The sequence below is a fragment of the Micromonospora sp. NPDC005163 genome, assembly GCF_053599835.1.
On the sequence record NZ_JBSFYP010000004.1, the window covers coordinates 136,990 to 157,327 of the forward strand.

14 protein-coding genes are annotated in these 20,338 nt (G+C 74.3%); 6 read left to right on the top strand and 8 right to left on the bottom strand.

Translation table 11 applies throughout. The features are described from left to right. Window positions 1-148: 148 nt before the first annotated feature. Both ACWD6N_RS05525 and ACWD6N_RS05530 read left to right on the top strand, forming a co-directional pair. Window positions 149-2,710, top strand: a complete 2,562-nt coding sequence (locus tag ACWD6N_RS05525; protein ID WP_387324198.1) for an FtsK/SpoIIIE domain-containing protein — start codon at window positions 149-151, stop codon at window positions 2,708-2,710. Between the two features lie 28 nt (window positions 2,711-2,738). Next, on the top strand, window positions 2,739-3,458 hold the full coding sequence (locus ACWD6N_RS05530) for a hypothetical protein (RefSeq protein ID WP_387324195.1): 720 nt from the start codon (window positions 2,739-2,741) through the stop codon (window positions 3,456-3,458). Window positions 3,459-3,512: 54 nt separating this feature from the next. Here ACWD6N_RS05530 and folE read toward each other — a convergent pair whose 3' ends face one another. The 4 genes from folE to ACWD6N_RS05550 form a co-directional block, all read right to left on the bottom strand. Further along, window positions 3,513-4,178, bottom strand: coding sequence for a GTP cyclohydrolase I FolE (folE, locus tag ACWD6N_RS05535; RefSeq protein WP_354963659.1), 666 nt, complete (start codon window positions 4,176-4,178; stop codon window positions 3,513-3,515). 35 nt (window positions 4,179-4,213) lie between these two features. Then, the gene (gene ftsH / locus ACWD6N_RS05540) at window positions 4,214-6,232 is read right to left on the bottom strand and encodes an ATP-dependent zinc metalloprotease FtsH (protein ID WP_354963421.1); all 2,019 of its coding nucleotides are present in this window, start codon (window positions 6,230-6,232) and stop codon (window positions 4,214-4,216) included. Between the two features lie 473 nt (window positions 6,233-6,705). After that, entirely contained in the window at window positions 6,706-7,281 is a 576-nt protein-coding gene (gene hpt / locus ACWD6N_RS05545) for a hypoxanthine phosphoribosyltransferase (RefSeq protein ID WP_354963420.1), read from the bottom strand. A gap of 100 nt (window positions 7,282-7,381) precedes the next feature. Next, window positions 7,382-7,531 (bottom strand): hypothetical protein, encoded by a 150-nt coding sequence (locus ACWD6N_RS05550; protein ID WP_387324653.1) that lies wholly within the window; start codon window positions 7,529-7,531, stop codon window positions 7,382-7,384. A gap of 138 nt (window positions 7,532-7,669) precedes the next feature. On the opposite strand from ACWD6N_RS05550, the gene ACWD6N_RS05555 reads away from it, so the two are divergent. Further along, on the top strand, window positions 7,670-8,632 hold the full coding sequence (locus ACWD6N_RS05555) for a GlxA family transcriptional regulator (RefSeq protein ID WP_387324192.1): 963 nt from the start codon (window positions 7,670-7,672) through the stop codon (window positions 8,630-8,632). A gap of 32 nt (window positions 8,633-8,664) precedes the next feature. On the opposite strand, the gene tilS is transcribed toward ACWD6N_RS05555, so the two are convergent. The 3 genes from tilS to dacB all read right to left on the bottom strand — a co-directional run bounded on the left by tilS (window position 8,665) and on the right by dacB (window position 12,236). Beyond that, window positions 8,665-9,657, bottom strand: a complete 993-nt coding sequence (gene tilS, locus ACWD6N_RS05560; RefSeq protein WP_387324189.1) for a tRNA lysidine(34) synthetase TilS — start codon at window positions 9,655-9,657, stop codon at window positions 8,665-8,667. 10 nt (window positions 9,658-9,667) lie between these two features. Then, on the bottom strand, window positions 9,668-10,738 hold the full coding sequence (locus ACWD6N_RS05565; protein WP_387324186.1) for a zinc-dependent metalloprotease: 1,071 nt from the start codon (window positions 10,736-10,738) through the stop codon (window positions 9,668-9,670). A 91-nt stretch (window positions 10,739-10,829) separates the two neighbouring features. Then, window positions 10,830-12,236 carry a D-alanyl-D-alanine carboxypeptidase/D-alanyl-D-alanine endopeptidase gene (gene dacB / locus ACWD6N_RS05570; RefSeq protein ID WP_387324621.1) on the bottom strand — a complete coding sequence of 469 codons (1,407 nt, stop codon included), beginning with the start codon at window positions 12,234-12,236 and terminating at the stop codon, window positions 10,830-10,832. A 619-nt stretch (window positions 12,237-12,855) separates the two neighbouring features. Between dacB and ACWD6N_RS05575 the strand changes: the two genes are divergently transcribed. Further along, entirely contained in the window at window positions 12,856-13,362 is a 507-nt protein-coding gene (locus ACWD6N_RS05575; protein WP_121656698.1) for an inorganic diphosphatase, read from the top strand. 31 nt (window positions 13,363-13,393) lie between these two features. Here ACWD6N_RS05575 and eccD read toward each other — a convergent pair whose 3' ends face one another. Next, entirely contained in the window at window positions 13,394-14,797 is a 1,404-nt protein-coding gene (gene eccD, locus ACWD6N_RS05580) for a type VII secretion integral membrane protein EccD (protein ID WP_387324183.1), read from the bottom strand. 101 nt (window positions 14,798-14,898) lie between these two features. On the opposite strand from eccD, the gene eccCa reads away from it, so the two are divergent. Both eccCa and mycP read left to right on the top strand, forming a co-directional pair. After that, complete coding sequence (eccCa, locus tag ACWD6N_RS05585) at window positions 14,899-18,870, top strand: type VII secretion protein EccCa (protein ID WP_387324180.1); 3,972 nt, start codon at window positions 14,899-14,901, stop codon at window positions 18,868-18,870. A gap of 74 nt (window positions 18,871-18,944) precedes the next feature. Next, a complete protein-coding gene (mycP, locus tag ACWD6N_RS05590) occupies window positions 18,945-20,297 on the top strand; it encodes a type VII secretion-associated serine protease mycosin (protein ID WP_387324178.1) in 1,353 nt (450 codons plus the stop codon). The last annotated feature ends 41 nt before the right edge of the window (window positions 20,298-20,338 follow it).

Sequence of the window (20,338 nt, forward strand, 5' to 3'; positions counted from 1 at the left end):
CTCAGATCCAGCGGATCGTGACGGACCCCTCCCCACCGGTGACATCCACGACAACACCGGCGCACCGCCGCGACACCTCCCGGAGGAGGGGCCCTGGCTGGGATACCGTCTCTGCTCAGGGAGGGGTTGCCAACCTCGGGCAGAGGGGGTGGACGCGGTGGCCGGTCCGAAGGCACGCACGAACCGCGCCGCAGCTCTGCACCGGCGGGCTGCGGCTGTCGCGACCGCCGCGGCCGGCATCCTGGACGAGACCCGACCGGCCCCCGCCGATCAGCGCCGCCAGTACGAGGTGGCCGACCGGCTGCGGGCGGTGGCCGCGCGGCTGGCTCCGGGATGGTCGGGGGCCGCCCTGGACTCGCTGACCGTGGATTCGCCGGCCGGCGACGGCCCGCCGTCCTTCGTGCGGGTGGGCACCGCGGCACCGCTGGACGACGCCCGTTTTCCCGCGCTGGTGCCGCTGGTCGGCACCGGGCATCTGAGCGTGGACACCGACGCCCGGGAACCGCGGGTGGCGGGGTTGATTCGGGCTGTGCTGCTGCGGTCGCTGGCGGCGGCACCGGCGGGCGCCCTGCTGGTGCGCGCGGTGGACGCCACGGGGGGTGTGCTCACCCCGTTCGGGGCGCTGGCGGATGCCGGCCTGTTGCCGCCGCCGGCGGTGGATGTGGCGGGTTTGCGCGCGGTGTTGACCGAGGCGGAGCAGTGGGTCGCGCCGGGGGCGAGTGGGCGACGCCGGCATGACCGGACGCTGCTGCTGGTGGTGGCCGCGCTGCCGGAGCTGACCGGCCCGACCGACCTGGCACGGGTCGAGGCGTTGGCTGAGCAGGGGCCGGCGGCCGGGCTGCATCTAGTGGTGGCCGGTTGGCCGCCCGCCGGCCCGTACGCGGCTCGGGGGCCACTGCCGCGCGCCACACCGCTGGTGCTGCGCAACGCGTACGCGCTGCTCGGTGACCCGCCGGGGGCGTCCTTCGCCAGCCCCGGCGCCGATTCGCCGGGCGGGCTGAACTCGCCGGTCTTCGTCGAGGCGGACCCGCCGGCCGACCTGGTCGACGCGGTCTGTCGGCGGCTCGCCGCGCAGGTGGAGGCGGGTTCCCGGTTGGCGCTGGCGGATCTGCTGCCGGCGACGGGTGAGGGGCTGTGGCAGTCGGATTCGGTGGACGGGTTGACCACCACGGTTGGTGACGCCGGGGGCCGCCCGGTGCCGCTGGGCTTCACCGAGCTGACCCCGCACTGGCTGGTCAGTGGCCGGTCCGGTGCGGGTCGCGCGGCGTTCCTGACCACGGCGCTGCTCGGGCTCGCCGCCCGGTACGGCCCGGACGACCTGGCGCTCTACCTGGTGGATCTGGGCGACGGCGAGTCCTTCGTGGAGTTCCTCCAGACCGAGCGGGACCGGTCCTGGATCCCGCAGGTGCGCGCGGCGGCGATGGCCGCGGATCGGGAGTACGTCCGGGACCTGCTGGATCAGTTGACGGTCGAGGTGCAGCGCCGGGCCGAGGCCGGCGGGCGCGCCGGTGGGCAGCGCTTCGCGGAGCTGCGCCAGCACCGGCCGTTGCCCCGGATCGTGTGCGTGCTGGACAATCTGCCGCTGATCTTCGCCGAGCGGGACCGGCTGGCCGCCGAGGTTGCCGCCCAGCTGGACGGGCTGGCCCGCGCCGGCCGGGCGTACGGCGTACACCTGGTGCTGGCCGGCGCGGGTGAGCTGGGGCTCAGCGGCCGGGCGGACACCGGGCACCGGGATTCGGTGCTCGGCCAGTTCCCGGTGCGGGTGGCGCTGCCGGGGGGCAGCCCGGTGCTGGAACCGACCAACGACTCGGCCGCCGGCCTGCCGGTGGGCAGCGCGGTGGTGAACACCGCGGGCGGGCTCGGCGGCCCCCGGGGCGCGATCCGCGGTCATGAACGGTTGATCCGCCACCCCGATCCGCAGGACCACCCGGGGGTGGTGGATCGGCTGCGGCACGAGCTGTGGACGGCACGGCCGGCCGGGTCGGTGCCGCCGGTGGTGTTCGCTGGGTACGCCCGTCCGTCGCTGGGCAACGATCCGCGACACCGTGCGGCGTTGGCCGGCCAGGCGCACGGGCCGGCGGCTCTGCTCGGCCGGGCGGTGGACGTGGCCCGCTCGACGGTCGCCGTACCGCTGGGGTCGGCGGCGGGGCGCAACCTGGCGGTGCTGGGATCCGGCCCGGCGGCGGGTGGGCTGCTGGCGACGGCGGCGCGGAGCACGGCGGACCACCATTCGCCGGGCACCGCCCGGTTCCTGGTGGCGGCTCCCGACCCGGGTTCCCGGCCGCTGGCGGAGGCGTTGACGGCGGAGCTGGCCGTCCGCCATTCGGCGGCCATGGTGGACCTGCCGACGCTGCTCGCGGACGCGGACGGGGAGCTGCCGACCTACCTGGTCGTCTTCGGTCTGGACCGGCCGGGGCCCCGCGAGCTGCCGGTGGACCGGCTGCGCGCGCTGCTGCGGGACGGGCCGCCGTCGGGTCGGCACCTGCTGGGCTGGTGGCGGGCGGTGCCACCGTTCGCCGCGTTGCTGGAGCCCGAGGGCGAGGTGGACAAGCTCGCGGCCGTGGCCGTGCTGGATGTGCCGGCGGCCCAGCTCGCCGCGGTCTTCGGCCGGCCGGTGGAGTGGCGGGCCCGTCCCGACCGGGCGGTGCTCTGGGACGGGCCGGACGAGCGGGGCACGGTCCTGGTGCCGTTCGCCGACGAGGCCAGGTGATCCGGCGGTGCGCGCGGGGGGTGTCGGGATGGGTCCGAACGCGACGGTGACCGGGCCGGGACGGCAGCGGACCGCCGAGCCGGACGGGGACGTCGCGCCAGCGCGCGCGGAGCCCACCACGGCCTGGTCGGAGTATCTCGCCGCGGCCCGCCAGCTGGACGGGGTACGCCGCAGCGCGGCAGCCGCCGCCGGTGAGCAGGCCCGCTCGGCGGAGGCCGCCCGGGAGGAGCTGACGGTGGTCCGCACCGGGCTCGCGAACCAGCAGGAACGGCTTTGTGAGCTGGGCGTACCGGCGATCTCGTTGGTGCCGTCCCCGCCGGAGGTGACCGAGGCGGCGCGGTCGATGGTGGGCGGCCCGGCGGCCGTGCTGGCGGCGCTGCGGGCCGCGCGGGGTGGGGCCGAGGCGGCGGACGCGGCGCTGGCCGCGCGCAGCCGGTTCCGCCCGGGGTCCTGGCCGACCCGGGGGCGCAACCTCCTGGTGTACGGGCCGTTGGCGCTGCTGGTGCCGCTGATCCAGGTCGTGGTGTTCGTGGCGACCGGGGCGGGCCCGGCGAGTGTGGCGGCGTTGATCTGCGGGCTGCCGATGCCGGCGGTCGCCTTCGTCGCCGGCTGGGTGGGCATCGGGCGGGTGTTCCGCGCCGCCCCCGGCGAGCGGCTGGACCGCACGGTTCGCTTCGGTGCGCTGGTCTGCCTGGTGCCGGCGGTGCTGGTCACGGCCGGCCTGTTGCTCGCCCTGCTGGCCGGCTGACGCAACGACCGGCCGTCCCAGGGTGGGGCGGCCGGCCGGTGACGCGTCCGGGTGTCAGCGGGGGATGATCAGCGCCATCGCCTCGGCCCGCGACTTGGAGTCCGTCTGCAATATGCCGCGCACGGCCGACGTGATGGTCTTCGCACCGGACTTCTGGATGCCGCGCATCGCCATGCACATGTGCTCGCACTCCAGCACGACGACGACGCCGCGTGGGGCGAGTTTGGTCATCAGCAGGTCGGCGACCTGCGAGGTGAGCCGTTCCTGCACCTGCGGGCGGCGGGCGAAGACCTCGACCAGACGGGCCAGCTTGGACAGGCCGGTGATCCGTCCGTCCGGGCCGGGGATGTAGCCGATGTGCGCACTGCCGCGGAACGGCAGCAGGTGGTGCTCGCAGAGGCTCATGACGTCGATGTCCCGGACGATCACCAGCTCTTCGTGGTTGGCCTCGAAGGTGGTGCTGAGCACCTGGGCCGGGTCGACCCGCAGGCCGGCGAAGAGCTCGGCGTACGCCCGGGCGACCCGGGCCGGGGTCTGCTGGAGCCCGTCGCGGTCCGGGTCCTCCCCGACCGCGATCAGGATCTCCCGGACCGCCTTCTCGATGCGACGCAGGTCGACCGCGTCCTCGACCGGGCGGCCGGTCAGCTTTCCGCTGATCAGCCGTGCGGCCACGTAGTCCAGCGCGTCGTCGCCGTCGGGCTCGGTCGCGGAGACGGCCAGCTCCCGGTGGGGGGAGCTGGCCGTCGGGTCGCTGCTCAGTGCGTGCCGTCCGAGTTGTTGGACGAGGTGCCGCCGCCGACCGACGCCTGCGCGCCGTCGGCCTGCGCCTGTGCCTTGAGCGCGTCCTTCTCCGCAGGGGTGAGCACGGGCGGCTCGGTGGAGGGCTGGCGCTTGCCGAAGCCGTTGTACGGCGCCAGCGGCGGGCGCTTGACCACCCGCGCGCAGATCCGGGCCATGTCGGCGGTGGAGAGGGTCTCCTTCTCCATCAGCTCGAGCACGATGCTGTCCAGGACGTCCCGGTATTCGACCAGGATCTCCCAGGCCTCATCGTGCGCCAGCTCGACCAGCGCCCGCATCTCGCCGTCGATCTCGGCGGCCACCGAGTCCGAGTAGTCCCGCTCGTGGCCCATGTTGCGGCCAAGGAACGGCTCGTCCCCGCTGGTGCCGTACTTGATCGCACCGAGCTTGGAGCTCATGCCGTACTGGGTGATCATCGCGCGGGCCAGTTGGGTGGCCTTCTCGATGTCGTTCCCGGCGCCGGTGGTCGGCTCGTGGAAGACCAGCTCCTCGGCGGCCCGACCGCCCAGCGCGTACGCCAGGGTGTCGATCATCTCGGCGCGGGTCTGGGTGTACTTGTCCTCGGTGGGCAGCACCAGGGTGTGGCCCAGCGAGCGGCCGCGGGACAGGATCGTCACCTTGTGCACCGGCGCGGCGTGCGGCAGCGCCCAGGCGACCAGCGCGTGCCCACCCTCGTGGTACGCGGTGATCTTCTTTTCCTGGTCGCTCATGACCCGGGTCCGTCGCTGCGGACCGGCGATCACCCGATCGATCGACTCTTCCAGCGAGTCGTTGGTGATTGCCCGCTGGTCCTTGCGAGCGGTGAGCAGTGCCGACTCGTTGATCACGTTGGCCAGGTCGGCACCGCTGAAGCCCGGGGTACGCCGTGCCACCGCGTCGAGGTCGACGTCCGGAGTGAACGGCTTGCCCTTGGCGTGCACCCGCAGGATGGCCTTGCGGCCCTCCATGTCGGGGGCGTCCACCGGGATCTGCCGGTCGAACCGGCCCGGGCGCAACAGCGCCGGGTCGAGGATGTCCGGTCGGTTGGTGGCCGCGATCAGGATGACCCCGCCCTTGGTGTCGAAGCCGTCCATCTCGACGAGCAGCTGGTTGAGCGTCTGCTCCCGCTCGTCGTGGCCGCCGCCCATGCCGGCGCCACGGTGCCGGCCGACGGCGTCGATCTCGTCGACGAAGACGATCGCCGGGGCGTTCGTCTTGGCCTGCTCGAAGAGGTCACGGACCCGGCTGGCGCCGACACCGACGAACATCTCCACGAAGTCGGAGCCGGAGATCGAGTAGAACGGCACCCCGGCCTCGCCGGCGACCGCGCGGGCCAGCAGCGTCTTGCCGGTGCCGGGCGGGCCGAACAGCAGCACGCCCTTCGGGATCTTGGCGCCCAGGGCCTGGTACTTCGCAGGGTTCTGCAGGAAGTCCTTGATCTCGTACAGCTCCTCGACGGCCTCCTCGGCACCCGCGACGTCCGCGAAGGTCGTCTTCGGAGTGTCCTTGGTGATCATCTTCGCCTTGGACTTACCGAAGTTGAGCACCCGGGAGCCGCCGCCCTGCATCTGCGACATGAAGAACAGCAGCAGGAGCACGAGCAGCGCGATCGGCAGCAGGTTGACCAGCAGGCTCACCCAGATGCTGTCCGACGAGACCTTGGCGTCGGCCGGGCCGGTGACCCGGTTGGCCGACTTGGCGTCCAGCACCTCGTTCCAGACCTCGTCACCAACCTGGTACGGGAACTGGGCCTCGATCTTGTTGGTGGTGGTGTCGCCGAACTTCGTCTTCTGGGCCAGGTCCAGCTGGAGCGTCTGCTCCTTGTCCTGGAAGACGACCTTATTGATCTTGGCGGTGTGGAGCTGGTCGAGCGCAACGGAAGTGTCCACGCGGTGGTAGCTGGGACCAGCGGTGAACAGCTGACTGAGCACAACGGCGCCGAGGATGACCAGGATGATCCAGACCACCGGTCGGCGGAAGAAACGCGTACGTTCCATACTGTTGTCGAGCGCCGGAGCGCCCGCATCCTCCTGATCGACGTCCTGACCGTCTGATGGTGTCGCCGCGGTTGAGCGGCGGCCGGAGCCGCCGTGCGGGCCGGCCTCGACCCCGAAGCGCGAAAACTGCCGCGCCGCGGTCATTCGACGGTACACCGTGTACGCGAGGAGTGAGCTTGCGAGCCCCGCACTCGGCACACCTTCGCCATCGACGGCGCGCACCGTGGGCAGGCTCGCCAGCCCTCACCGAAACGTACGGCGGGTCCGGGCAGAAGCCGGCGTGGCGGAGAGTCCGGCCCGACCACCCGAACGCCCGGTCACGCGATCGAGGGGGTCGGGCGCGGAGTAACCTCCGCGCCACCGGGCTCTACGGTAACCGGAAGAGCTGAGAGTGCGCTGAACGTCGGCTTGATGGGTGCCGATGCAAGTCGGCCTCACACCGGCGTCCGAGCGGGGTGTGCGCCAGGCCGGCGTCACTTCCGGGCGTAGACCTCCGGCTTGAGCACTCCGACGTACGGCAGCTCCCGGTAGCGCTCGTCGAAGTCGAGGCCGTACCCGACGACGAACTCGGTCGGGATGTCGAAGCCGACGTACTTCACCGGGACCGGCACCTTGACGGCGTCCGGCTTGCGGAACAGCGCGACCACCTCGACGCTCGCCGCCGAGCGGGACTCCAGGTAGCGCAGCAGCCAGGAGAGCGTGAGCCCGGAGTCGACGATGTCCTCGACGACCACCACGTGCCGGCCGGCGATGTCCCGGTCCAGGTCCTTGAGGATGCGGACCACTCCGGAGGAGGTGGTGCCCTGGCCGTAGGAGGAGATGGCCATGAAGTCGAGCTCGGCCGGGGGGCCGTTGCGGCCCAGCGCCCGGGCGAAGTCCGCCATGAACATCACCGCGCCCTTGAGCACGCAGACCAGCAGCAGCCCGTCGCCCACGTGGGCGTAGTCGGCGGAGACCTGCTTGGCCAGTTCCGCCGTCTTCTCGCGGATCTGGGCCTCGGAGATGATCACGTGGTCGATGTCGGCGTCGTACCAGGAGCCATCAGCCATGACTCCTAGCCTGCCGTACGTCGGATGGCCCCCGTCGGCGGGGCCGCACCTTTTGGCGCGGTCCCGCGCGGGATTTTCGTCGCAAAAACCATCAAACACATCAGCTGGTACGGGACTGCCAGCGACGGCCGTCGTCGCTAGGCTTCCAGTCGGCCGAATCGTGACTGTCGACGGTGAGGTTGGCCGCCGAGGCGGCGGCGAGCAGGACAAGGAACAGGAGGAAGAGCAGGAACTCCATGGCGGCGCTCACTTTCGCATGGTTGCTGTCGGTTTCGCCGCCGGTGCGCACCGGACTGAGACCAGTCTGCGACGAGTCGCGCCGACCGAACAGTGGCAGGAATGCCGCTGAGCATCGATTTACTGCCACCTCTGGGGTTACCCTCGTCACATGCTTCGCTCCGTGGCCGTCCTCGCCCTCGACCAGGTCGCCCCCTTCGAGCTCGGCGTGCTCGCCGAGGTGTTCGGCACCGACCGGACAGCGGACGGTTTCCCCGGTTACCGCTTCCATGTGTGCAGCCCCGACGGCGCGCCGGTACGCACCTCGTCCGGCTTCCACCTCACCCCGCACGCCGATCTCGGCCCGGTGGAGGACGCCGACCTGGTGGCCGTGCCCGCGCACACCCAGGGCACCACCGTTCCCGGCCCCGTGCTCGACGCGCTGCGCCGGGCCGACGCCCGCGGCGCGTACCTGTTCAGCGTCTGCTCCGGCGCCTTCGTGCTCGGCGCGGCCGGGCTGCTCGACGACCGGGAGTGCACCACCCACTGGCGGTACGTCGACGAGCTGCAACGCCAACATCCGCGCGCCCAGGTGCGCTGCAACTCGCTCTACGTCCAGGACGGCCGGCTGCTCACCAGCGCCGGCACCGCGGCCGGCATCGACGCCTGCCTGCACCTGATCCGCCAGGAGCACGGCTCGGCCACCGCGACCCGACTGGCCCGACGGATGGTGGTCCCGCCGCACCGCGACGGCGGCCAGTCGCAGTACATCGAGGCGCCCATCCCGAAGGCGCCCGAGGCCCCCACCCTGGAGCCGGTGCTGGAGTGGCTGATGGGGCACCTGGACCGGACGATCACGGTGGAGGAGTTGGCCGCCCGGGCCGGCATGGCACCGCGTACGTTCGCCCGCCGGTTCCGCGCCGAGACCGGCACCACCCCGCACGACTGGCTCACCAACCAGCGGGTGCTGCTCGCCCGGCGCTTGTTGGAGGAGACCCCGTTGAGCGTGGAGGCCGTCGCCGACCAGGCCGGCTTCAGCGACGCGGCGGCGCTGCGCCACCACTTCAGTCGCCGGGTGGGCGCCACCCCGCACGGCTACCGGACCACCTTCCGCGACCGCGCGCACACCGGCTGAGATCGGCCCGACACCAGCTCCGCAAAGGGCGTTCAGCTGACAGCGACGGGTGCCAGTCGGTCGGCGCGGCGGAGCACCCGGATGCCGCCGGGCAGGTCGGCGGGGCCCTGACCGTGCCACTTGGTGATCAGGGCGTCCAGCGCGTTGACGTGCCGATACGACAGCGCACCCGGCAGGGCACCCAGCTCCCGCGCCCAGGTGTGCAGCACCCGGCCGCGCACGGCGGGGACCAGGCCGGCCAGCGCCCGCACGGAGAGCCCTCCGTCGGAACACCGGGCCGCCGCCAGCGCCGTCTCCGCCAACTCGTCGAGGGCGGCGTTGTCGGCCGCCACCAGCCGGGCGGTACGCGCCAGATTGTCCAGCACGCCCGGCCCGAGCGCCCGCACCAGCGCCGGCAGCGCGTCGGCCCGCACCCGGGACCGGGCGTACGACGGGTCGATGTTGTGCGGGTCCTGCCACGGGCTCAACCCGAGCACCTCACACGCGGCGCGGGTCTGCTCCCGACTGATCTCCAGCAGCGGGCGCAGCAGCGGCACCCCGGCCAGGTCCCGGCGGACGGGCATCCCGGCCAGCCCGCGCGGGCCGGCACCCCGGGCGAGCGCGAGCAGCACGGTCTCCGCCTGGTCGTCGCGGGTGTGCCCGGCGAGCACCGCGACCGCGCCGTGCTGGCCGGCGACCTCGGTCAACGCCTGGTAGCGGGCCTCCCGGGCAGCCGCCTCGGGTCCACCCGGCCGCCCGGCCACCTCCACCCGGACCACCGTCGCCGGCGTGAATCCGGCCTCCCTGGCCCAGCTGGCCACCGCCTCGGCGCGCTGCGCCGAGCCGGCCTGCAGGCCGTGGTCGACGGTCACCAGGCCGGCGGCCCGACCCAGCCGGGGCGCCACGAACGCGGTGGCCGCGGCCAGGGCGAGCGAGTCGGCGCCACCGGAGCAGGCGACCAGCACCGGACCAGCGGACGGCAGCCCGGTCAGCGCGCGGCGGACCGCCACCCGGATCGCGGCCACCGGCGGGGCGAGTGCGGCCACCGGCGGACGATCAGCCGGCGGCCGGGAAGGTGCCGGCCGGGCCGTGCACCCGGGCCACCCAGGCGTCCGGATCGCCCAGCTCGGCGAGGCGGGGCAGAGTTAGCGGCGAGTTGAAGATCGAGTTGAACCCGTCCATGCCGACCCGCTCGACCACGCCGTGCACGAACTTGCGCCCCTCGGCGTACTGGCGCATCTTGACGTCCACCCCGAGCAGCCGGCGGATCGCCTTCTCCAGCGGGTTGCCCGCCTCGCGGCGCCGGTTGAACGACGCCCGGATCCGCTCGACGCTCGGGATCACCTGCGGGCCGACGCCGTCCATGACGAACTCGGCGTGCCCCTCCAGGAGGGTCATCAGCGCGGTGAGCCGGTCCAGCACAGCCCGCTGCGCCGGGGTCTGCACGATGTCCAGCACGCTGGTCCGGCTCTCCGGGTCGCGGACCGCCTCGGACAGGGTGGCCACCCCGCGCCGCAGCCGCTCGATCAGATGCTCGCCGCCGCTGGACGAGGCGTCCACGAACGCCTGCACCTCGCTCAGGAAGTAGGCCCGCATCCACGGCACCGCGGTGAACTGGGTGCGGTGGGTGACCTCGTGCAGGCACACCCAGAGCCGGAAGTCCCGCGGGTCGGCGTTGAGCTTGCGCTCCACCTCGACGATGTTCGGCGCGACCAGCAGCAGCTGGCCCGGGTCGGCGGAGAAGACCTCGTACTGGCCGAGCACCCGGCCGGACAGGTAGGCCAGCACGGTGCCGGCCTGCACCCCGGTCAGCCGGGACCCGATCGCCTCGGTCAGCGCGCCGGGCTGCTTGTCGCCGGAGAGCCTGCTGACCAACGGAGTGATCACCTCGCGTAGCCCGGCGATGTTGGCGGCGGCCCAGTCCCGGCGGTCGACCACCCGCACCGGCGGGTGCGCCACCTGCGCCCGCAGCCCCGTGTAGTCGGCCACGTGCCCGGCTGCCTCGTCGGTCAGCCGCCGCAGGTCGCCGACCACGTCGGTGGCCTCGGTGTACGACACCCGGGGGCCCGACTTGCTCAACGCCCCCGCGGTGGCGGCGGCCAGATCCCAGTCCACGAACTGCGCCATGGCCCCACCGTACCCGCGCCGCAACACCCCGGCCCGGGCTCGCGACGGCGGTCCCGGCCCACGGCCGACCGCGGAGCCGGGCCGGCGACGGTCAGCGGCAGCCGCAGCTGGCGAGCGCGGCGGCGATCCGGTCCAGCGCCGGCTGGGCGGTCTCCTTCCCGCCGGGCACCTTGTCGGTGAGCACCGCGAAGGTGAGCAGCCGGCCGTCGGCCGTGGTGACCAGGCCCGCGATGGCGTGCACACCGGTCAGCGTGCCGGTCTTCGCCCGCACGGTGCCCGCCCCGGCGTCGGTGCCGGGGGCGTTGCGGTAGCGGTCGCCCAGGGTGCCGGACCAGCCGCCCACCGGCAGGCCACCGAAGATCCCCGCCAGCTCCGGATGGTCGGGACTGGCGGCCAGCCGGACCAGGTCGGTCAGCAGGGACGGGCTGATCCGGTTGCGGCGGGACAGCCCGCTGCCGTCGGAGAGGGTGATCTCGTCGGCGGGCAGGCCCAGCTCGGCCACCTGGGCGTCCATCGCGGCGGCGGCCCCGTCGAACGAGGCCGGCTGCTTGCGGGCCAGCGCGACCTGCCGTGCCAGTGCCTCGGCCAGCAGATTGTCACTCTCGGCGATCATGACGTCGACCAGGCGGATCAGCGGCGGCGACTGCACCACGCCCAGCTCGACGCCGGGTGCCGGGGCAGCGCCACCGGCGGCCGCGGCCGGGGCTGTGCCGCGCTTGACGGCGTCGGCCGGTACGCCGAGCAGCCGCGCGAACGACCGGCCCGCGGCCAGGTCCGGCTCGGCGACCCGCTCGGCGGCACCCTGCCCGACGCCCGGGTCCCTGCGTGCCCCGTCGGCCATCAAGGCGGTCACCGCCCCGCCGGACCCGCCGGTGGGGATGTCGTCGTCCCAACCCGGGCCGTAGACCGGGCCGAAGTAGATCGAGCCGTCGACGATGACCCTGGTCGGGGCGACGCCATTGAGCGCGGTGCGCACCTGGGCGGCCAGATCGTCGAGGCGTGCCGCGCCCGGGTAGTAGCCCTTCTTGTCGACCGCGAGGGTGGGGTCGCCCCCACCGACGATCACCACCTCGCCGGGCTGGGCGCCGGCCACCGCCCGGGTGGGGATCCGGTACGCGGGGCCACGGGCGGCCAGCACGGTCACCGCCGTCGCCAGCTTGGTCACCGAGGCGGGCACCGTCCCGTCGTCCTCCCCCTTGGCGAACAGCGTGCGGCCGGAGGTCACGTCGGCCACCGAGACGTTCACCCGGTCACCCAGGTCGGCCACCCCGACCAGCGGGTCCAGCGCGGCCCGTACCCCGTCGGGGCTGGGCAGGGGGGCGTTCGGGTCCGGTCCGGCGAGCACGTCCGACGGGCCGGGCTCCGGGGTCGCCCCGGCGGAGTTCCGGGCGGGCTCGGCGTCGTCGCCCAGCCAGCCGGCGACCGGACCCGGCCGGGTCAGGCCGACCCCGACGCCGGCGAGCACCAGCAGCAGCACCAGGCCCAGCACCACCGGCAGTCGCCGGCGCGGCGCGGCGGGCGTGGGGAGCGGTGCGGCGCCGGTGGACGCGGGAGGCGACACGGCGCCGGCGGACGCGGGCAGCGCGGAGATCGGCGGGCCGAGCGGTGGGACGCCGGTCGGGATCGGGATGGTCGACTCGTTGCCGGACGGCGGGCGGCCCGGGGCCGGGCTGGTCGGGATCGCAGCCCTCCCGCTCGGCGGGGCGCTCGTCGGCCGGTTGCCGTCGAGGGTCGGGAAGCGACCGGCGTTCGGGCCTACGGGGGCCGGCCCGGCGGGCGGGCGCCAGGGCAACGGCGGGGGACGCTCGGGAACCGCCTCCGGCGTCGGAGGCGACGGCTCTGCCGCCCGAGGGAGGTGGGCGTCGGGCACCGGGACCCTGCCGGTGGCACCACCGGAGCCGGATCGCCCGGTACCGCGCGCGGCGCCCCCGTCCGGGCGGTAGTGTGAATCTTCCCTCCCCACGACCCCCTCCTCCCCCAGCGAAAATCGGCTTGGGTGACACTACTTCGGTTCGAAGACTATGCGGCGGCCGGAGTCGGCGGGTGGGCATTCACCTGTCCGGGGGTGCCGTCAGTGGTTTCCGTTAGCCAGCGTGGGCAGACGAGGGAGCGTGCAGATGGATTTCGACGTGACGGTTGAGATCCCCAAGGGTCACCGGAACAAGTACGAGGTGGACCACGCGACCGGCCGGATCCGGCTGGACCGCACCCTCTTCACGTCCACCCAGTACCCGGCGGACTACGGGTTCATTGAGGGCACCCTGGGCGAGGACGGCGACCCGCTGGACGCCCTGGTGCTGGTCCCCGAGCCGACCTTCCCGGGCTGCCTGATCCGCTGCCGCACCATCGGCATGTTCCGGATGACGGACGAGAAGGGCGGCGACGACAAGGTCCTCTGCGTGCCCTACGAGGACCCCCGCCAGGAGCACCTGCGCGACATCCACCACCTGGGTGAGTTCGACCGGCTGGAGATCCAGCACTTCTTCGAGGTGTACAAGGACCTGGAGCCCGGCAAGTCGGTGGAGGGCGCGACCTGGGTCGGCCGCACCGAGGCCGAGGCCGAGATCCACGCCTCCTACCAGCGGGCCCGGGACGCCGAGGCGCGCGGCGAATCCACCCACTGACGAACGCTGACGTGCCGGGCCCGGGGGCCGCTCAACCGAGCAGCCCCCGGGTCCGGTCGTACAGGTCGAGCACCGCACAGGCGACCGGCACCACGGCGACCACCAGCGCCGTGTCGGTCAGGTCCGCGATCCTGCCGAGGTACGGCGAGACCGGTCGGCGGGCGTACCCGGTGCCGGCCGCGACGGCCACCAGAGCCAGCGCCGCCCCGCCGACGACCAGCGCCAGCCGCCCGGCGTCGTCGGCCCGGCCGACGAGCACCGTGCCCAGCACCGCGTAGCCGGCCAGACCGGCGAGCACCGCCGGCACCCGGTGCCGCAGCGCGACGAAGAGCCGCGACCGCAGCAGCAGCACGGCCGAGGTCACCGCCACCAGCACCCGGCCGGCGGTGCCGCCGGCCACCCCCAGCACCGCCGCCGCGGCCACCGCCAGCAGGGCGTGCCCGAGCAGCATCCCGGTGAGCATCTCCTCGGTGCGGGACACCGCCGCGTGCACCCGGCCCCGGTCCGGCAGGTCCCGGGCCCGCTCCGGCTCCACGGCGGGAGTGGCGGCCGGCAGGGTGATCGGCGGCAACGGCAGCTTGCCCAGCCGGATGGCCAGCAGCGGGATCGCCCCGACGGCGAAGACCAACGCGCTGAGCAGCACCGCCGCCGTGCCCGCCGGGGTCAGCAGCAGCCCGCCGAGCGCCGCCCCAGCGCCGACCAGCCCCACCGTTACGCCGGCCACGAAGACCCGCAGCCGGCTGGCCACCCCGAGCAGCCCGAGCAGCGCGACCAGCAGGAGCGCCACCGAACCGGCCAGCAGTTCGGGCGCGCCGACCCAGCGCAGCGGCCCGAAGAGGCCGACCGGGTCGCCCGAGCCGACCGCTAGGGCGCCGGCCACGAACGCGTACGGCAGGGCGTAGCCACCGAGGGTCGCCCCGGCGGCGCCGTCGCCATTGGCACGGCTGGCGACCGTGCCGGCCACCGTGAGCAGAACCGCCACCACCGCCGCCGCGAGCCAGCCGCCGCGGTACGCCGGGCCACCGGCGAGCAGGGCGATCAGCCCGACGGCGAGCGGCACCGCGGCGCCCGCCAGGCCGGCCGCGCGGGTAGCGGTGGGCGACCAGGCGCCGCCGCGGCGACGGGCGCCGTCGGCGATCGCCTCCACCACGTCGTCGTACTCCAGCTCGGGCCAGTGGGCGCGGGCCGGCACCAGGTGCAGCACCTCACCGTCGCGGACCCCCTGTGGCAGCAGCGCCTGAGCGGTCGCCAACAGGGCGCCGTCGGTGCGGCGCAGCACCCAGCCGCCGTGCCGTTCGCCGTCGTCGGCCAGCCCCTCACCGGCGTGCCGGAGCACGTCGGGCAGCAGCTCGGCCAGGGGCACCTGCTCCGGCAGGGCGACGTCCACCCTCCGTTGCGGCGCGCTGATGGTGACGCGGGCCAGCCCGGTTGTCATCGACTGGTCTCCATATCGAGGGGGATCGGAGGCTGCGCGGACGACAGGACTTTACCTACCATGAGCCAGGCTCGGGTTACCCAGCGCAGTCAGGAGGCCGAGTGTCCACCGTTGTCATCAAGCGTCCGCCCCGCCGGCCGGCGCCGGAGATCCCGGCCGGTGAGCTACCGGTCGAGGCACCGCCGGAGATCCCCGCGGTGACCGGTGGACGGTGGCAGCAGATGCTCATGCTCGGCGGCACGGTGGCGATGGCGATGATGTTCGGCCGGGGCGGCGGCGCCTACTCGTACGTGGTGGGCGGGATGTTCGGGCTCTCCTCGTTGGCGATGCTGGTGACCTCCTGGGGCAGCGCCTCGGGCACCCCCAAGAAGTCCGAGATGATGGCTGCCCGCCGCGAGTACCTGCGCCACCTGGCCACGCTGCGCCGCCGGGTCCGGCAGACCGTCGGGCAGCAGCGGGCCGGGCTCTACTACCGACACCCGGACCCGGGCCGGCTGTGGTCGACGGTGGACAGCCACCGGGTCTGGGAGCGGCGTCCCGCCGACCCGGACTTCGCGGTGGTCCGGGTCGCCGTCGGGCCGCAGACGCTGGCCACCCCGCTCGTCCCACCGGTCACCCGACCACTGGAGGAGCTGGAGCCGATGACCGCCGGCGCGCTGCGCCGCTTCCTGGACGCGTACTCCGTGGTGCCGGACCTGCCGGTGGCGCTGTCGCTGCGCAGCTTCGCCCGGGTGTACGTGCGGACCGGCGGTCGCTCCGGCGGCGGACCGGCCACCGGCGGGCCGCCCACCGGCGACCCGGCCGCACAGGCGCTGGTCCGGGCCGTGCTGACCCAGCTGGCCGTCTTCCACGCGCCCGACGAGCTGCTGGTCGCGATCTGCGCCGGGCCTGAACGCCGGGCCGTCTGGGAGTGGGTGAAGTGGCTGCCGCACGTCCACCATCCCGGCCGCACCGACGCGCTCGGTCCGGTCCGGCTGGTCACCAGCTCCGCCGCCGAGCTGGAACGGCTGCTCGGAGACGTGCTGACCAGCCGGTCCCGGTTCAGCCCGGCCGGCCCGGCCACCGACGGCCCGCACGTGGTGGTGGTCCTCGACGGCGGCGACCTGACCGGTGCCACCGACCTGACCGGCGACGGCGGCATCGACGCGGTCACCGTCCTGGACCTGGACACACCGCCGCCGCGCCTGCTCGACCGGTACGCGCTGCTGCTGGAGTTGCGCGGCCGACGGCTGCACTCCTGGTCGATAGAGGGGCACGCCGAGGTGGGCACCGCCGACCAGCTCGACCCCGCCGACGCCGAGGCGGTCGCCCGACGGCTCGCGCCACTGCGCCTGGCCGGGGCGGCACGTGGCCCGGACGCCCCGCTCCAGGCCGAGCTGGGCCTGCCCGAGCTGCTCGGCCTCGGCGACCCGGAGAGCTTCACCGCCGAGCAGGGCTGGGCGCCGCGCTCGTCCCGGGACCGGTTGCGGGTGCCGATCGGGGTCGGCGTCGACGGCGGCGCCATCGAGCTGGACCTCAAGGAGTCCGCCCAGGACGGGATGGGCCCGCACGGCCTGCTCATCGGAGCCACCGGCTCCGGCAAGTCCGAGCTGCTGCGCACGCTGGTGCTGGGGTTGGCCGTCACGCACAGCTCCGAACAGCTCAACTTCGTGCTGGTCGACTTCAAGGGCGGCGCCACCTTCGCCTCGTTCGACCGGCTGCCGCACACCGCCGCCGTGATCACCAACCTGGCCGACGCGCTGCCCCTGGTCGACCGGATGGTGGACGCGATCAACGGGGAGCTGATCCGCCGCCAGGAGCTGCTGCGGCGGGCCGGGAACTTCGCCGGCGTGCGCGACTACGAGCGGGCCCGCGCGGCCGGCAGCCCGCTGGCGCCGCTGCCATCCCTGCTGCTGATCTGCGACGAGTTCTCCGAGCTGCTCTCCGCGAAACCCGACTTCATCGACCTGTTCGTGCAGATCGGCCGGCTGGGCCGGTCACTCGGCGTGCACCTGCTGCTCGCCAGCCAGCGCCTGGAGGAGGGCCGCCTACGCGGGCTCGACACCCACCTGTCGTACCGGATCGGGCTGCGGACCTTCTCCGCCCTGGAATCCAGGACCGTGCTCGGGGTGCCGGACGCACACGAGCTGCCCCGCTCACCGGGCCACGGCTACCTGCGCGCTGGCACGGACCCGCTGGCCCGGTTCCGGGCCGCGTACGTCTCCGGCTCGGTCCGCCGCCGGGCCGCGCCGACCGGCGCCACCGGCGGGGGCGGTGCCCGCCTGCTCACGTTCACCACCCACGCCGTGCCCGCGCCCGAGCCGGTCAGCCCGGCCGCGCCCGTCCTGGCCGAGGAGGAGAGCGGCCGGGAGACCCTGCTCGACCTGCTGGTCGACCGACTCGTCGGGCAGGGCCCGCCCGCGCACCAGGTCTGGCTCCCGCCGCTCGGCCAGCCACCGACCCTGGACGACTTGCTCGGCCCGGTCGAGGTGGACCCGGCGCGCGGGCTCACCGTGGGCAACCCGGAGCTGCACGGCGCGCTCGGGGTGCCGGTGGCCGTGGTGGACCGGCCGCTGGAGCAGCGCCGGGACCTCCTCTGGCTGGCGCTGGACGGCGCGGCAGGGCACGTCGCGGTGGTCGGCGCGCCGCAGAGCGGCAAGTCCACCGCGCTGCGCACGCTGATCTGCGCACTGGCACTCACCCACACCCCGGCCGAGGTGCAGGTCTACTGCCTCGACTTCGGCGGCGGAGGGCTGGCCGCGCTGCGCGAGCTGCCGCACGTGGGCGGGGTGACCGGCCGCGCCGACCCGACGGCGGTACGGCGCACCGTCGGCGAGATGACCACCCTGCTGGCCGAGCGGGAACGCCGCTTCGCCGAGCTGGGTGTGGAGTCGATGGCCGCGTACCGGCAGCGCCGGGCCGCGGCGGGAACGGCCAGCCAGCCGGGCGCCGACCCGTTCGGCGACGTGTTCCTGGTGGTCGACGGCTGGAGCACGGTGCGCGGCGAGTACGACGACCTGGAGCCACTGGTCACCGAGCTGGCCACCCGGGGCCTGTCGTACGGGCTGCACGTGGTGGCCACGGCGCTGCGCTGGCTGGACTTCCGGCCGGCGATCCGGGACCTGTTCGGCTCCCGGCTGGAGCTGCGCCTCGGCGACCCGGCCGACTCGCTGGTGGCCCGGCGGGCGGCCGCGAACGTGCCGGAGCGGCCCGGACGGGGAGTCACCGCGGAGAGCCTGCACTTCCTCACCGCGCTACCCCAGCTCGCCGCCTCGAGCGGGGACACCGCCGACCTCGTCAAGCGGGTCGCCGGCAGTTGGGCGGGCCCTCCGGCGCCCCGGGTGCGGCTGCTGCCGCCGGTGCTGCCGTACGCCGAGCTGGATCTCGCCGCGACGACCGGGTTGCGGCTGCCGATCGGCATCGCCGAGGCGGACCTGCGCCCGGTGGTGCTCGACTTCGCCACCGAGCCGCACTTCGTGGTCTTCGGCGACGCGGAGTGCGGCAAGTCGTCGTTCCTGCGCGCGCTGGCCACCTCGATCATCACCCGGTTCACCCCGGAGCAGGCCCGGGTGATCCTGGTCGACTACCGGCGCAGCCTGCTCGGCGCCATCGAGACACCGCACCTGATCGGCTACGGAACCGCGGCGGCGCACACCGCCGACCTGGTCGAGTCGGCGGCCGGCTACCTGGAGCGGCGGGCCCCAGGGCCGGAGGTCACCCCGCAGCAGCTGCGCGACCGGTCGTGGTGGTCCGGGCCGGAGCTCTTCGTGCTGGTCGACGACTACGACCTGGTGGCGGCCGGGCCGGCGAACCCGTTGCGGGCGCTGGAGGAGCACCTGCCGCACGCCCGCGATGTCGGCCTGCACCTGGTGCTGGCCCGCCGCTCCGGCGGCGCGGGCCGGGCCCAGTACGAGTCGATCGTGCAGCGACTGCGGGAGCTGTCCACGGCCGGCCTGGTGATGGCGGGCAGCCCGGAGGAGGGCGCACTGGTCGGGCCGGTCCGGCCCGGGCCGCTGCCAGCGGGCCGTGGTCGGTTGGTCACCCGGCGGGAGGGCGTACGCCTCGTCCAGCTCGCTCAGCTGCCACCGCCGTGACGTGTCTCCGCGGTTCCTCCCGTGACAGGTGGGGAAACCGGTAATCTCCGATCGTCATGGTTCCGTCGGGATGAATGGCAGAGGATGTGACTGGGGTTCGGCACAGCTGTCCGGCAGCGGCCCGACGGGCAACCGGCCGGGTGCTGCTCGGTGTGGTGGCGGTGCTCGCCGTCGTGGCCCCGGCCGCGGCCGCCGCGCCCGTCGCCGCGCCCGTCGCCGCGCCCGCCACCGGCGGACAGCTCGCCGGCGCGCCGGTGGTGTTCGCCCCTGGTGACAGCGTGAGCCGCACCGACCAGGTCCGCGACGAGCAGTGGCAGCTCGACGAGCTGCGCGCCGAGACGGCCTGGCGCAGCTCGACCGGGCGGGGGGTGACCGTCGCGGTGATCGACTCCGGGGTGGACGCCAGCCATCCCGATCTGGTGGGCCAGGTGCTGTCCGGTGTCGATCTGGTCGGCCCGGACGGCGGCGCCGGACCGGATCCGGTGGGGCACGGCACCACCGTCGCGGGCCTGATCGCCGGTCGGAAGGACGACAAGCGGGGCGTTGTCGGCCTGGCGCCGGACGCCCGGATTCTGCCGGTGCGCGTGCTCGACGACGAGAACCGCTACGACGACGCGCTGATCGTCGCTCAGGGTGTGCGTTGGGCGGTCGACCATGGCGCCGGCGTGATCAACCTGTCGCTGGGCGGCAGCGGCGACAGCCCCGCCCTGGCCGCGGCGTTGGACTACGCCTTCGCCCGGGACGTGGTCGTGGTCGCCTGCACCGGCAACCTGGCCACCTCCAGCAACTCCAAGGTCTGGTATCCGGCCCGTGAGCCGGGCGTGATCGCGGTCGCCGGCCTGGAACGCAGCAGCGACAATCTCTGGTCCGGTTCGATCACCGGGCGGGCGACGGTGCTGAGCGCACCCGCCACCGGGCTGGTCGGCGCCAAATCCCCGGACGGGTACTGGCGGGTGCAGGGCACCAGCTTCGCCGCGCCGCTGGTGACCGCCACGGCCGCGCTGGTGCGGTCCCGTTACCCGGGGATGCCCGCTGGCGAGGTGGTCAACCGGCTGCTGGCCACCGCGCGCGACCTCGGCCCGACCGGGCGGGACGACCGATTCGGGTACGGGGCGGTGGACCCGGTGGCCGCGCTGACCGCACAGGTCCCCCCGGTGACCGCCAACCCGTTGGACGATCAGACGTCACCGGGGGTGGTCGGCTTCGGCCCGGCCCCCGGTTCCGCCGACAACGACCCGGTGACCGGCGCCGGCAGCGACCCGCTCGGTCTCACCGCCCCCCGGCAGCAGACCCGGTGGACGGCCCGGGCGGCGGGCGGGCCGTCCGATTCGGCGCCGGAGCAGCTGTGGACCGCGGCCGTGCTCCTCGTCGCCCTGATCACCGGCGCGGCGTTGATGGTGCGGCGGTTCCGCCAGCGGGCCCGCTGATCGCTTCCGCCGCCGCAGGGCTGAGCGCACCGGCGGTGGGG